The organism is Floridaenema fluviatile BLCC-F154 (genome assembly GCF_041929135.1).
Classification (GTDB): domain Bacteria; phylum Cyanobacteriota; class Cyanobacteriia; order Cyanobacteriales; family Aerosakkonemataceae; genus Floridanema; species Floridanema fluviatile.
Window position 1 is genome coordinate 101,641 of sequence record NZ_JBHFNS010000093.1, and the last position, 14,421, is coordinate 116,061.

Here is a 14,421-nt window from a genome sequence, read left to right on the forward strand (position 1 = left end):
TTATGGAAGACCAAGAAAATACAATTGTTAAATTACACCAAATCGTAGATGAACTGCAAGCGGAAATAAGAACGCTTCGGGAACAAAAAACTATTGCTCAAGAAACATTACAAGCAATTCATCTTGGTGAAGTTGATGCTGTTGTTGTTAGTACCGATCGAGGCGAGCAGGTTTTTACCCTTCATGGGGTAGATTACGTTTATCGGCTTTTTGTGGAACAAATGGGAGAAGGATCGGCTACAGTTTCCTTGGAAGGATTTATTTTGTATTCTAATCAGAAGTTTGCCAAACTTTTAGGCTATCCTTTAGAAACTGTCATCGGTTCTCGGTTTACAAATTTTGTCGCTCCTCAAGATTTAGCCAAGTTTGAGGCTTTTTGGCAACAGTCGCAAAATCAGATAGAAATAAGTGAAGAATTATCGTTAATTAGTAGTCAAGGAAATCAAATTGCAATTCAGTTGTCTCTGACGCAATTAAACCTGGGGAATGTTTCTATTTACTGCTTGATTATTACTGATTTAACTGAGTATAAACGCAATGAAGAAGCTTTGCGGGAAAGTGAGGAGCGTTTCCGCAAATCATTTATTGATTCTCCGTTTCCGATGATTATCTATGCTGATAATGGAGAAATTATCGAAATTAATCAAGCTTGGAGGGAATTATCTGGTTATAGTATCAATGATATTCCGACAATGGGGAATTGGTTAGAGTCTGCTTTTGGAGAAAATCCAGATATAATGCTTTCTTTAGTGCAGCGAATTTACGAAATCGATCGCAAAGTTAACCAGGGAGAATATATCATTAAAACTCGTTGGGGAGAAAAGCGAGTTTGGAACTTTCATAGCTTACCTTTAAGTAAACTTCCTGATCAGAGAAGAACGTTTATTTCAATGGCGATCGACGTTACCGATCGCAACCGCGCCGAAGAATTATTACGTCGAAATGCTTTATATGATGCCTTAACAGGTCTACCGAATCGCATTTTATTAATGGATCGAATTGAACAAGCTATTCAACATTTAAAACGAGATCAAAACTATTTATTTGCCGTTTTGTTTTTGGATTTAGATCGGTTTAAGTTAATTAATGATACTCTAGGGCATGAAACAGGCGATAAAGTATTAATAGCCTGTGGCAAAAAGTTTAGTCAATCTGTCCGTTCTGGTGATACTATAGCTCGTTTGGGCGGTGATGAATTTATTATTTTGCTTCAAGATCTTAACAGTAGGGAAGAAGCAATTCAGATTGCAGAACGCATTCTAAATTGCCTGAATTTACCAATTTTGATTCAGGAGCAACAACTTTTTATTACTGCTAGTATGGGGATTGCTTTCTCTTCCAAAAAGATCGTTCATCCCACAGAAATTTTGAGTAATGCAGATTTAGCAATGTATGATGCCAAACATATTGGTAAAGCTTGTTATCGAATTTTTGAGCCAGCTTTGCACCAGCGAACTACTCGAAAGTTAGAGGTAGAAAAGATGGAATTAGAAGTGGCGCTGAGTGAAGCTTTGAAACATAAAGAGTTTATCCTTTACTATCAACCAATTTTCTCGTTAATCACCTCAAATTTGGTGGGTTTTGAAGCTTTAGTCCGCTGGAAACACCCAGAGAAAGGGTTAATTCCACCTAACAAATTTATCTCTATTGCCGAAGAAACTGGGTTAATTATTCCCCTTAGTGAGTGGATTTTAGCTGAAGCTTGTCATCAAATGAAAGCATGGCAAGAACAATTTGAAAATGCAGCTTCATTAAGGATAAGTGTTAATGTTTCAGGAAGACAGTTAAAAGAATCAAATAGTATCGAAAAAATTGATGAAATCCTCACTGCTACAGGGTTGAAAGGTAGTAATCTCAAACTAGAAATTACTGAAAGTTTGTTGATGGAAAATCGAGAGTCTTTCCGTTATTTTCTCAAGCAGATGAAACATCGGGGAATTGAGTTGAGTATTGACGATTTTGGTACTGGTTATTCTTCCCTGAGCTATCTGCATCGTTTGCCTTTTAATACTGTAAAAATCGATCGCTCTTTTATCACTAATATTTATAGTGAAGAAAATTCTATCAACATTGTACAAGCTATTATTACACTGGCTCATCAATTAAGTATAAATGTGATTGCTGAAGGGATCGAAACTGAACAGCAATTCCGAATATTACAAGGATTAGGTTGTGAATTTGGACAAGGCTATTTATTTGCTAAACCTTTGGATGTGGAAGCTGCTCAGGGTGTGTTGATGGCAATGGTTAATTCTTCTATATCTTAGGCATTAGAAGTTATGCAGTGTAGACCAAGAAACCCGGTTTTGTATTCTTACCCTGACGATAAAATAACATAATTACGATAGAAAACCGGGTTTATGCTTACTTTAGATATGGGGGGATTTTGGCAAAATCTTGGATTTTTTTCCCCTGCTACCCTGATATTTTAACTAGTAATTTCAATGTTTAAGAGCTTACTAACCTAATCGGGTGTATCCACTCTTGAGCGCATCAACCGGGTTAAGAATTGCCAGATCTGGATTTCCTTCAACTACTGCTACTAAATCATTTTGTCTACCTAAATTGCTGTTGGAAGTTGTGTAAATTAGGTAATTTCCTGTGGAACCTTCTGGCACTAAAATATATTGCGCTGGTGTCCCAGCCAAAACAATCGTATCTTTGCCATCCTCAAAGTTACGAATTAAAGCATAGTCATCACTACCACTATCCTTGGAATTAAGATAGAAAGCTTGCACGCCTGCAAAAGCTGTAGTGGTTTGAAGACGACCATAACCTAATACAAATTCATCTGCTCCTGCTCCTCCAATTAGGGTATCAATTTCGCCAGAACCATTACTGGTAGTTCTAATATCATAAGTTTCACCGGAATTGTCTACAACTACACTTGTAAGACCAATTCCATAGATTTGGGTTTTTGTGCCAAAGCTAGTCACAACATCACTAGCAGAAGAACCGTTAAAAAAGCCGATTCTTCCTTCAGCTTGTCCTACTTGTTGGTAATGATCCAAACCAGATTCGTAAGTGCCTAGTCTTACAGCGTTAGCGACATCTAGATTGCTGAGAATATAGGCTTTTTCGTTAAAAAACGTTACTGGATTTGGGCCTTCAATAGGAATACCAGAACGTCCTTCAGCTTCGCCTACTAGAATAAAGTGCTGCAACCCGGATTGGAAAACTCCATTGTTAACTGCTTCCGCTACATCTGGGTTTCTTTCTAAGTATGTTGCTTCGTTAAAAGCTGGAGAAATTAATGTCCGACCTTCTGTGATTCCTACTGTTCGGAAGTGAGCTAGACCAGATTCAAATACTTCGGCTTCAACTGCTTCTTTTACATCAGGGTAATTACTTAGGTAATAATCTTCGTTGAAAATTGCAAAACTCATCTTAATGTTTCCTCAAAAATATCTTTTGTTGCCAGAGTATGGCTCATTTAAAATGATAATATTTGTATTTTGTCAATATCGGTAGAATTAATTAAAATAGACATAGCTTAATAATTTGAATAAAAAAAGTATATTTTGGAAAAATTTTACTTAAATTTGCTAAGATAAAAATAAATTTATTTTTATTTTTCTAATTACAAGTTTTTTTAATAGTCTTTGGGCCAACTTTTTTATCTTAATCAAAGGATTAGGTATTTTTTGCTCGACTTTTGGATGTGAAACCTGCTAAGGTTGATTGATAGAAAGAATTAATTCTTCCTGAACGATTTGGGCGATTTTTTCCGCTGCGCCTGATTGACCGCGGACGGCACGAAGGCGATCGCTAATTTCCCTTAATTTCTCTGGATGTTCTAAATAATCTACAACCATCTTAGCTACTTTTTCTGGTTGTAGTTTTCCCACTAATTCCGGGACAATTTCAGCTTTTGCCCAAATATTAGGCCAAGCAAATAATTTTTTATTTTGTAATACTAACCAGTTAATTAGTTTAGCGAAGATTGAACCTAAAACTGGTGCATTTGCTAATAAACCGGGTAAGCCATCCCAACTTCGCATAGCATCTAATTGTTGGGTGGGAATTAAGACAAACATTGGCACTGCTAAAGCACCTAATTCTGCGGTGTTAGCTCCTACTGTGGTAAGACAGATATCGCATTGAGCTAATGATTTGTAGGCGGGAAATTCAGTACATAATTCTACAGTTAAACCGCTTTCAGTTTTGAGGAAATATTGGTTTGTTTCTGAAGGAAAGACTAATTTACCGCTTGCCCAACCTTGGTTTTTAATGATGGGATTTTCTTGGGGATCGGCAAATTTAGCTAAGGTTTGAATGTCTAAAGTTTGGGCTACGAAAATGATAAATTTTGTGGTGGGTCTAAGGGTGTGGATTTGTTGGGCGATCGCTAATCCCAAAGGCACACCTTGAGCCAATTTAGCAGGTTTCGATCCCGGCAACAACCCAATCAATTCAATCTTGCCCCTCTGCCCCTCTGCCCCTCTGCCCCTCTGCCCCTCTGCTCTCTGAACTTCTGCCATTAAATCGCCAACTACAGTAATTTTATCGGCATATTTCTGGGGAGAATTGGCGATAATTTTCGGTGTCATGGCGGCGAATCTGTCAATCCACTCATGCCAACGTGCGTCCCATTCGGCGTAAATTACGGTGCGATAATTTAAACGTTTGCCGATAATTACGGTGTAGAATTGATCGCCACCTAAAAAGAGAACTACACCGTTTTTGCGCCAATCCCAATTTTCGGCGGTTTTGCCTGTTAAGAGAAAGGAAAAAAAGTGTTTTGGGGATTGGATGCGATCGATCTCTGGGTAACTTTGGGCAATTTCTACTTCTTTGCCGCTGGCGTTGGGACAGGGGGATAGGATCAGGGAGATGCGGATTTTTGTGCGATCGTTTCCCAAAAGTTGCCGTAAAGATTTTACCACTGGACGCACCCAAGTCGCCAATTCTCCGGGGCCATTAGAAAGGATTAAAATATCAGATGGTTGGATAAACATTATTTAATTTTAAACAAATAAGTAGGCGGTGAGTTCTTCAGAACTCACCGCCTAACTAACTCGATATAAAATATCTGTTAGTAACTTTAGGTTACTAACCGAGTGAGAAAAAGCCGTCTGCTGAAGTAGAAACGGTAGTCAAAGGAGTATTTACTCCTTCCACAATACCAACAATATCTCCAGTGTTGGTAAAGATACCCAGATTTACACCATTTGTTTGTTGGATGTAATTATCGATCGAACCTATTAACTGGATAGTGTCAAGACCTCTTTCAAAACCTTTAATTAGAGCATAGTCAGAGTTGCCACCACCTACATATAATGGCACTGGGTTGGGATTTGTTTGGTTTCCTCTGAGGGCTAGCAAGAAAATATTGGCTTGTGCGCCACCAACAAGAGTATCGATCTCACCAAATCCGTTGCTTCCTAGCACGTAATCAAATGGGTTTGTAGCGGCAGATAAAGTTATATACTCAACGCCTGTTATTTCAACTGCGGTTTCACCAAAACTGGTGACAACATCATTACCTGGAGTACCAGTAAAGAAAATAACTCGGTTTTCAAACTGTCCGAAGGTAAGGTAATGCTCAAAACCAGAATTAAAATTCACAACACCAGTTACAGGGTCAGGAACACCGACTACTGCTGCTACATCTGGGTTAAAAATGAGATAATCCCGTTCGTTGAAAAATGTAGGCGATCGTCCTTCAAATTGCCCGTATTGTAGGAAGTGATCGTACCCGGAACGGAAGGCTCCTTGAAAAACTGCTTGCGCTACGTCAGGGTATTTTAATAAGTAAGTTGTTTCGGAGTCAAAAGTGCCTATGGGAGAGAAACGTCCTTCGTCGGCACCGGATAAGGCGAAATGTTCTACTCCAGAACGAAAGAACCCTGAGGCTACAGCATTTGCTACATCTGGATATAGTGCTAAATAGGCTCCTTCATTAAAAAACGGTGATACTGAGGTGCGACCTTCGTTGACACCGTAACGGGTAAAGTGTTCAAACCCAGAAATGAAACCTCTGGGCGTATTTACAGATGCGTTAACGTCTGGATAAAAAGCTAGATAAAATGGTTCAGAAAAGTGATTGAAATAAGCCATGCTTCCTCACACTCAAATTAACTAGTTAAGACTTGCTAAAGTTTATCCAAGCATACTCTGGCTTTAAAATACCTGATTCTAGATTATTTAGGGGTAATTGTGATGAAATATACCACAGCCTCTAGAATTATTCAGGTTTAACCAGTAAAATAGCACTTTCAGATATGAATGGTAAACCCTAACCAGAGCAAGTTAGTTTTGTAAACCTAGATTATCATAGCTTAAAGAAATCTTTGATTACAAATAATAAAATCTTGATTATGTTATTTTACAGTTAATGTCTAAAACTAGCAATTTGTCAATAGTAGAATAATCAAGAAAGCAGTTTGGCTTATATTTGAGTTTGATGATAGTTAAAACTCCTATTAAATTGTCAATAAATCATCCAGGGATAGGAGTTTTTAACCCAGTATAAAGACTGTTATCGATCGGGTCAATGGATTGCAGATTCGGGTTATTTCCCTCAGTGCCAGCACCCAAAATAAATATATTATCTTGAGCATGATTTTTAAGACAATTATAAGTCTTTTCGATCGACCTAATTAACAATTTTTATATAATCGATGGGAAATTTTCTTTTAAATTAATCAATAGTTACAAAAAAATTTTCTGATTTAGTTATAATTAACAAATTTTTTACGCCAAGAAATTAAGGTGAAAGCGCAAAAAAAAAGTAACTACTTCGGAAATTGTCAAGTTTTGTAACAAAAAATTACAAAATTTTTATCAATTTGTATCGGATGGGGGCCAAAAGCCGCATTTAGTAAGCATTTTTTGGTAAAACCAACTAATGTGCCTGTTTTAATGCTAGGCACTGAGACTTAGATTTCAGCGAGTCTGGGGTCTTGAAGTTGGGTGAGATGCCATTTAAGCCCGCTGCCCAACCGCCAAGGATTAGCTGATTAATGATTGATGACTAGCTAGCCCAAAATAAGGAGCCTAACTGAATGTTTACCCACGTCAAGTCCACCATTCGACGCATTACACCAGACAACCTCATGGGGCGGTCTTTACTCAAGGTGGTCTATGTCGTGCTTGAGCCGCAATATCAGAGTACACTATCAGCGGCAGTCAATTCGATTAACAAAAATAACCCTGATTTAGCAATTGAAATTAGTGGTTATTTAATCGAAGAGTTGCGCGATCGAGAAAACTACGAGGATTTTCAACGCGATATTGCTGATGCTAATGTCTTTATCGCTTCGTTGATTTTTATTGAAGATTTGGCGGAAAAAGTTGTTGCAGCTGTGGAACCACATCGCGATAATTTAGATGTCGCAGTTGTCTTTCCTTCGATGCCACAAGTGATGCGCCTAAATAAAATGGGCAGCTTTTCAATGGCACAGTTGGGACAGTCGAAAAGTGCGATCGCCCAATTCATGCGGAAGCGTAAAGAAAAGTCAGGTTCCGGTTTCCAAGATGGAATGCTGAAACTGTTGCAAACCTTGCCTAAAGTCCTGAAATATTTACCAATGGATAAAGCGCAGGATGCGAGAAACTTCATGTTAAGTTTCCAATATTGGTTAGGCGGTTCTGCGGAAAACTTGGAAAACTTTCTGCTAATGTTAGCAGATAAATATGTCTACAAAGGCGATCAAAAACTAAAATTTCAAGACCCTGTTACTTATCCCGATATGGGAATTTGGCATCCAATGGCACCGACAATGTTTGAGGATGTCAAAGAATATTTCAACTGGTATAACAGTCGGAAAGATATTTCTGCCGACTTAAAAGATCCTTTAGCTCCTTGCGTTGGGTTAGTGCTACAAAGGACTCACTTGGTAACTCGTGATGATGCTCATTATGTAGCAATTGTCCAAGAATTAGAAGCGATGGGTGCAAGAGTTATTCCGGTGTTTGCGGGAGGTTTAGATTTTTCCAAACCAGTTGATGCTTACTTTGGCGGAACGGTGAATGGAACTGCTGCTTCTGCAATAGTAGATGTAGTAATTTCCTTAACAGGTTTTGCTTTAGTTGGTGGGCCAGCTAGACAAGATCATCCGAAGGCGATCGACTCACTAAAAAGGTTAAATCGTCCTTATATGGTGGCGTTACCTTTGGTGTTCCAAACTACGGAAGAATGGCAAGATAGCGATTTAGGTTTGCATCCAATTCAGGTGGCGTTACAGATAGCAATTCCTGAGTTAGATGGTGCGATCGAACCGATTATTTTGTCGGGTAGAGATGGGGCGACTGGAAAGGCGATCGCCTTACAAGACCGAGTTGAAGCAATTTCCCAACGGGCATTAAAATGGGCAAAATTACGCCGTCAACCCAAACTAGATAAAAAAATTGCCATCACCGTTTTTAGCTTTCCACCTGATAAAGGAAACGTGGGAACCGCAGCATATTTAGATGTTTTCGGTTCAATTTATGAGGTAATGAAAGCCCTCAAACATAACGGTTACGATCTGCCAGAATTACCAGAATCACCCGAAAAGTTGATGCTGGAAGTTATCCACGATGCCCAGGCACAATATGCCACTCCCGAATTAAATATTGCCTATCGGATGTCGGTGCCGGAATATGAAGAATTAACACCTTATTCTGAAAGATTGCACGAAAATTGGGGCCCACCACCCGGACATTTAAATAGTGATGGACAAAACCTCTTAATTTACGGTAAAGAGTTCGGAAATGTCTTCATTGGCGTGCAACCAACTTTCGGTTATGAAGGCGATCCAATGCGGTTGTTGTTCTCCCGTTCTGCCAGTCCTCATCATGGTTTCGCCGCTTATTACACCTATCTAGAACAAATCTGGAAAGCTGATGCGGTGTTGCATTTTGGCACTCACGGATCGCTGGAATTCATGCCAGGAAAACAGATGGGAATGTCGGGAGATTGTTACCCAGATAATCTCATTGGTTCGATTCCCAATATTTACTATTACGCTGCGAATAACCCCAGCGAAGCAACAATTGCCAAGCGTCGGAGTTATGCCGAAACTATCAGTTACCTGACACCACCTGCGGAAAATGCCGGACTTTATAAAGGGTTAAAAGAACTAAGCGAATTAATCGGTTCTTACCAAACTTTAAAAGATACCGGACGAGGGATTCCGATCGTGAATACGATCGCGGATAAATGCCGTTTGGTGAATTTGGATAAAGACATTGAATTGCCAGAAAAAGATGCCAAGGATATGTCTGCTGAAGAACGGGATAATCTCGTCGGTTTGGTGTATCGGAAACTGATGGAAATTGAATCGCGGTTGTTACCTTGTGGGTTGCACGTAATTGGTAAACCGCCTAGTGCAGAGGAAGCGATCGCAACCTTAGTAAACATCGCCGCCTTAGACAGAAACGAAGAAGAAATCCTCAGCTTACCCCGAATTATTGCTAACAGCATCGATCGCGACATTGACGAGATTTATGTTAATAGCGACAAAGGCGTTTTAGAAGACGTTCAGCTATTACAAGAAATCACCCTTGCCACTCGCGCCGCCGTTGCTGCTTTAGTCAAAGAACAAACCGATGCTGATGGCAGAGTTTCCCTAGTTTCCAAGTTGAATTTCTTCAACATGGGTAAAAAAGAACCTTGGATCGAAGCATTACAACAAGCAGGTTATCCCAAGGTAGATCCCGAAGCAATTAAACCCTTGTTTGAATACTTGGAATTCTGCTTAAAACAAGTTTGCGCTGACAACGAATTAGGCGCATTGTTAAAGGCATTAGAAGGCGAATATGTATTACCGGGACCCGGTGGAGATCCAATTCGTAACCCCGATGTTTTGCCAACAGGTAAAAACATTCACGCCTTAGATCCCCAATCAATTCCTACAGCAGCAGCAGTGAAAGCTGCCAAAGTTGTTGTTGACAGATTGTTGGCAAGACAAAAAGAAGAACTTGGTAGTTGGCCCGAAACAATTGCCTGCGTACTTTGGGGAACAGACAACATCAAAACCTACGGCGAATCTCTCGCCCAAATTATGTGGATGGTGGGTGTAAAACCCGTTCCTGATTCATTAGGAAGAGTGAATAAATTGCAACTAATTCCTTTAGAAGAATTAGGTCGTCCCAGAGTTGATGTTGTAGTCAATTGTTCCGGTGTATTCCGCGATTTGTTCATCAACCAAATGAATCTGCTAGACCAAGCAATTAAGATGGCAGCAGAAGCAGAAGAACCATTAGAAATGAACTTTGTTCGCAAACACGCATTGCAGCAAGCAGAAGAAATGGGAATTAACTTGCGTCAAGCTGCAACTCGCGTATTTTCTAACGCTTCCGGTTCCTATTCTTCTAACATCAACCTAGCAGTAGAAAACAGCACTTGGGACAGCGAAGCAGAGTTACAAGAAATGTACCTCAACCGCAAATCTTTCGCCTTCAGTGCTGATAATCCAGGGATGATGGAAGAGTCAAGAAAGATTTTTGAATCTTCCTTAAAAACTGCGGAAGTAACTTTCCAAAACCTCGATTCTTCCGAGATTAGCTTAACTGACGTTTCCCATTATTACGATTCCGACCCGACAAAAGTTGTCGCTAAGTTGCGCGGTGATGGTAAGACACCAGTATCCTACATTGCTGATACCACAACCGCCAATGCACAGGTGCGGACACTATCAGAAACCGTGCGTTTAGATGCGCGTACCAAACTGTTAAATCCTAAGTGGTACGAAGGTATGCTTTCTCACGGTTATGAAGGTGTGCGGGAACTCTCCAAACGTTTAGTAAATACAATGGGTTGGAGTGCGACTGCTGGCGCTGTGGATAACTGGATTTATGAGGATGCTAACAGCACTTTCATCAAAGATGAAGAAATGCGTCAGCGTTTGATGAACTTAAATCCCCATTCTTTCCGCAAAGTTGTAACTACTTTGTTGGAAGCGAATGGTCGTGGTTATTGGGAAACAAATGAAAGCAATTTGGATTTATTGCGCCAGTTGTATCAGGAGGTTGAGGATCGAATTGAAGGCGTAGAATAGTAGTTGTAGGGGCAGGTATTTTGCCTGCCTCTATCAATTCCAGGTGTTCGATCGCATGAGGTTTAAAAAAGCTGTGATAGGGAAAATAGAAGTAAGAATTGAGATTCTACAAGAAGGTGATTTATATATAGGAATTTGCCCAGATTTAAATGTTTCTAGTTTTGGGGAAACGATCGAAGAAGCCAGACAATCTGTTCAAGAAGCTTTAGAAGCGTTTTTCGAGGAATGTGAGGTAATGGGTACGTTAACAGAAGTTCTTGAAGAGTCAGGGTATGTGCAACGAGATGGGAACTGGCTACCCCGAAAGCCGATCGCATCGGAATTAGTTGCGATCGGGTGAGTACAGTATATCTTACCCCCACTATTTAGGAACCCAAATTCCCATTTTTTCAAACTCTGTATCTTCTAATTCTCTACCTGCTTCAATCGCACTAACTAGAAAATCTAAATTTTTTACCCACCATTTCGATTCAGTATTTTCATTTAGCTTCTTGTTGATTCTTAATAAGCAAAATAATACCTCTTCACAAATTTTTTCAACTTGCTCGTTAAGTGATTTTGCTGGCGATATACCTTTATGAACATACTTACTCCGAGCATCATAAATCTTGTCAATTTCTGTTTTCTGAGCTTGAAAATCTTTACCAAACTTTTTATAAGTTACAATTGATACACGGCTAACTATTGATTTTGTTGCAGAATCTTTTTCCCCAAATATTAGATCTAAAGCAATTACAAAATGTAAAAACGATTCATCTATTCTTTCCTCCAAAAAGTGCCTTTTTGCTTTAGAAACAAATAAAGTAAATGTTTTAAGAGATGGAGAAATAACTGTATTTGCACCAACATCAAAATTTGATTTTAATTCACTGGCAATCTGAGGAATCTTTAAATCTGCACCTGCTAATACCAATTCTCCATAAAGATGCGCTTAATATTTCGTAATTATTTTTCCTGAAATCCTTGATAGACATAGTAAGTCGTGCAAGAAGTATTAAGCGCATTGTTACAGAGAAATGGTATAACTCAAGAACGGATTTTATATTAATTTGAATTGAAGAAACGTAACCGTAACTTCCCCCACCAATGTTTAAAAAGATACTCAATTTTTCAGTTAGAGGAAATTGTTGAAAGTTTCTTTCATGTAAATAAGGAGCACCTAACGCTATAAATAAGTGCTGTTCATCCAAAAAGCTTTTCCAAAAATCTTCAAATAAAGCATAGCTAAGGTTAGTAAAATAAGCATTACCTATATGTTTATAAGTATCGGAGGCAGAATAAAATTTTTCCTTAAAACTTATAAAGTTTATGACTTTTGTCGAGAAAAAATTTCTACAAATAGCCAACCTATTTTGTAGGTTAGATTGATATTTATCGAAAAAATTTGATTTTGCTTTTTTGCATCTATATTCTATCTTGCTTAGATCTAACTGGGAAATTTCAAAAGAACCTAATTTCAAGTAAAATTTGTCAACCAAAAGATCATCTGGTTGTTTGAACTTTGGAAAAATATAGTATTGCGTTAAATCAGCATTAGTTACCCAAGATAAAATTTCATTAAAAGAGTCTACTGGAAATTCATTCTTTTGCTTATGTAAAGAATATAAGCATAAAATAATTAGTACAATATCTCTACTAGCCTTATGATTTTTTGCTTCTAATTCTTTTTGAACTCTTATAATTAATGAATTTAATGTAAGCTCATTTTCCTGATACCACAAATCATATCTAGGTAATAACATCTCCTGATTTGAATCTATGGCTTCCTGAGAATCAATAGCCTTAATGGATTTATAATCTAATAAATCTTTAGGCTTATTTATAATTAAGCTTCTCAACAAATTCTCAAATGATTCTTTTGGTGGTAATGGCATAGGCAACTATAATACTCTTGAATTAACGTATTTTCCCCTAATTAAATTATAAAGACAATCTTAAACTTAGGCAAACTAACCGTAGCTGCCTAAAAAGTGCGATTACAAGACACCTATGTTCAGAAATAGACAAATTACTTCCTTATTACTGGATGGGTTTGTCTTCTATACATATAATTTGGAGGAAGAGATCAAATGTCTCCAACCAAGAAGTTGTTAGCTAAAATCCTAATGGGTTCATCTGATGCTAACATACCTTTTACTCAACTGTGCCAACTCCTAGTTAACCTTGGCTTTGAAAAACGGATTCGGGGTAGCCACCATATTTTTAGTAGAGATGGTGTTGAAGAAATATTAAATCTTCAACCCAAACGAGGAAAAGCCAAAGCTTACCAAGTTAAACAAGTCCGCGAAGTAATTCTGAAGTATCAACTGGGGAACCAAGATGAAGATGCGTTATGAAATTATTATTTACTGGAGTAACGAAGATGAGGCATTTATTGCCGAAGTGCCAGAATTACCAGGTTGTGCTGCTGATGGTGCAACTTATCAAGAAGCTTTGCAAAATGTAGAAATTGTGATGCAAGAATGGATTGAAACTGCTAAAGAATTAGGTCGTCAAATTCCTGAAGCAAAAGGTAGGTTGATGTTTGCTTAGTTGGTTAATTAGGAAGTGTGTTAGCTCAGAAAAGTGAACCTATTTCTAGCATTCCTAGAAGTCATGCAGAGTTTAAAAATCGGTTTGAGCAGATGCTAAGAAAATATGAGGGTTGGACTTTTAGCGATCGCCTAGAATTGTGGCGCTTTTGATCGATCGCACTCACTAAGTCGATGCTAACGTAGCATAGAGATGCGATCGCTCTTAATGATGAACATATAATCCAATCAATTAAAAGGGTTTAATACACTTAGTCGATCGATGCGTCTGAAATCATCAATATTACGAGTTACCAAAGTACATCCCTCTACGAATGCACAAGCTGCAATTAGGGCATCTGCTAAACCAACCCGATAATCGCGGCGGATTTCTGCTGCATAATTTAATATTGATTCTGTTAGTAAAACACAGCTAAGTCTCCTCAAGAATTCTCGCATTTCATTTGCTTGTTCTTCTGTCAACGCCGGGTAACAAAGCAACTCTACCCAACTGATCGGGCAGTACAATCCGGCTGCATTTCCTGCTTGAATTTCATCAAAAATTGGCTGGACTTCTGGTTCTGCGTTGAAGTAGTAAATCAGAATGTTAGTATCAAGTAAATATCTACTCATCCCATTCCTTTCTAAGTTGTAGCTGGAATTCCAAAGCATCTACACGCTTCGGCAAAAATCCCCGCCATCTATCTAAATTTTGCTGTGGCAATTGTTGGCTGTTATCCTGAGTTTTAGTTGTTACCCGTTGACGAGTTAGGGCTGCTAAATCTTTTAAGAGAAGCTCTTGTTCTTCAGGTGTTAAACTTTGAGCCTGACTGAGTACTTCGTTATAAGTAGCCATACAGTTTTTAGGAAGCTTTTAATCTGTTTATTATACAATAATTATACTTTTTCAGCAATCCGCATCATCT

General features: G+C 38.5%; 13 protein-coding genes. 6 read left to right on the top strand and 7 right to left on the bottom strand.

Annotation, left to right across the window (positions count from 1 at the left end; all coding sequences use genetic code 11):
* Positions 1 to 2: 2 nt before the first annotated feature.
* The gene (locus ACE1B6_RS27390) at positions 3 to 2,267 is read left to right on the top strand and encodes a sensor domain-containing protein (protein ID WP_413260466.1); all 2,265 of its coding nucleotides are present in this window, start codon (positions 3 to 5) and stop codon (positions 2,265 to 2,267) included.
* Positions 2,268 to 2,459: 192 nt separating this feature from the next.
* Here the strand turns inward: ACE1B6_RS27390 and ACE1B6_RS27395 are convergent, their stop codons facing one another.
* The 3 genes from ACE1B6_RS27395 to ACE1B6_RS27405 form a co-directional block, all read right to left on the bottom strand.
* Positions 2,460 to 3,386 (bottom strand): hypothetical protein, encoded by a 927-nt coding sequence (locus ACE1B6_RS27395; protein ID WP_413260467.1) that lies wholly within the window; start codon positions 3,384 to 3,386, stop codon positions 2,460 to 2,462.
* 285 nt (positions 3,387 to 3,671) lie between these two features.
* A complete protein-coding gene (locus ACE1B6_RS27400) occupies positions 3,672 to 4,958 on the bottom strand; it encodes a glycosyltransferase family protein (protein WP_413260468.1) in 1,287 nt (428 codons plus the stop codon).
* Positions 4,959 to 5,052: 94 nt separating this feature from the next.
* The gene (locus ACE1B6_RS27405) at positions 5,053 to 6,060 is read right to left on the bottom strand and encodes a hypothetical protein (RefSeq protein ID WP_413260469.1); all 1,008 of its coding nucleotides are present in this window, start codon (positions 6,058 to 6,060) and stop codon (positions 5,053 to 5,055) included.
* Between the two features lie 947 nt (positions 6,061 to 7,007).
* Here ACE1B6_RS27405 and ACE1B6_RS27410 point away from each other — a divergent pair.
* Together ACE1B6_RS27410 and ACE1B6_RS27415 are read left to right on the top strand one after the other, a co-directional pair.
* Entirely contained in the window at positions 7,008 to 10,985 is a 3,978-nt protein-coding gene (locus ACE1B6_RS27410) for a magnesium chelatase subunit H (RefSeq protein ID WP_413260470.1), read from the top strand.
* A gap of 55 nt (positions 10,986 to 11,040) precedes the next feature.
* Positions 11,041 to 11,325: a type II toxin-antitoxin system HicB family antitoxin gene (locus ACE1B6_RS27415; protein WP_413260471.1), complete on the top strand. Its 285-nt coding sequence runs from the start codon at positions 11,041 to 11,043 to the stop codon at positions 11,323 to 11,325.
* 21 nt (positions 11,326 to 11,346) lie between these two features.
* On the opposite strand, the gene ACE1B6_RS27420 is transcribed toward ACE1B6_RS27415, so the two are convergent.
* Both ACE1B6_RS27420 and ACE1B6_RS27425 read right to left on the bottom strand, forming a co-directional pair.
* Positions 11,347 to 11,898, bottom strand: a complete 552-nt coding sequence (locus tag ACE1B6_RS27420; protein ID WP_413260472.1) for a hypothetical protein — start codon at positions 11,896 to 11,898, stop codon at positions 11,347 to 11,349.
* The gene (locus ACE1B6_RS27425) at positions 11,852 to 12,859 is read right to left on the bottom strand and encodes a hypothetical protein (RefSeq protein WP_413260473.1); all 1,008 of its coding nucleotides are present in this window, start codon (positions 12,857 to 12,859) and stop codon (positions 11,852 to 11,854) included. The genes ACE1B6_RS27420 and ACE1B6_RS27425 overlap by 47 nt, the downstream gene beginning before the upstream one ends.
* 195 nt (positions 12,860 to 13,054) lie before the next feature.
* Here ACE1B6_RS27425 and ACE1B6_RS27430 point away from each other — a divergent pair, with 195 nt between their 5' ends.
* Genes ACE1B6_RS27430 through ACE1B6_RS27440 form a run of 3 tightly spaced genes read left to right on the top strand, consistent with a single transcriptional unit; the run spans position 13,055 to position 13,669 of the window.
* Positions 13,055 to 13,321 carry a type II toxin-antitoxin system HicA family toxin gene (locus ACE1B6_RS27430; protein ID WP_413260474.1) on the top strand — a complete coding sequence of 89 codons (267 nt, stop codon included), beginning with the start codon at positions 13,055 to 13,057 and terminating at the stop codon, positions 13,319 to 13,321.
* On the top strand, positions 13,305 to 13,517 hold the full coding sequence (locus ACE1B6_RS27435) for a type II toxin-antitoxin system HicB family antitoxin (protein ID WP_459563111.1): 213 nt from the start codon (positions 13,305 to 13,307) through the stop codon (positions 13,515 to 13,517). The genes ACE1B6_RS27430 and ACE1B6_RS27435 overlap by 17 nt, the downstream gene beginning before the upstream one ends.
* Positions 13,518 to 13,534: 17 nt before the next feature.
* The gene (locus ACE1B6_RS27440; protein ID WP_413260476.1) at positions 13,535 to 13,669 is read left to right on the top strand and encodes a hypothetical protein; all 135 of its coding nucleotides are present in this window, start codon (positions 13,535 to 13,537) and stop codon (positions 13,667 to 13,669) included.
* 75 nt (positions 13,670 to 13,744) lie between these two features.
* On the opposite strand, the gene ACE1B6_RS27445 is transcribed toward ACE1B6_RS27440, so the two are convergent.
* Together ACE1B6_RS27445 and ACE1B6_RS27450 are read right to left on the bottom strand one after the other, a co-directional pair.
* Positions 13,745 to 14,128, bottom strand: coding sequence for a type II toxin-antitoxin system VapC family toxin (locus ACE1B6_RS27445; protein WP_413260477.1), 384 nt, complete (start codon positions 14,126 to 14,128; stop codon positions 13,745 to 13,747).
* Positions 14,121 to 14,351: a hypothetical protein gene (locus tag ACE1B6_RS27450; RefSeq protein ID WP_413260478.1), complete on the bottom strand. Its 231-nt coding sequence runs from the start codon at positions 14,349 to 14,351 to the stop codon at positions 14,121 to 14,123. The genes ACE1B6_RS27445 and ACE1B6_RS27450 overlap by 8 nt, the downstream gene beginning before the upstream one ends.
* Positions 14,352 to 14,421 lie beyond the last annotated feature (70 nt).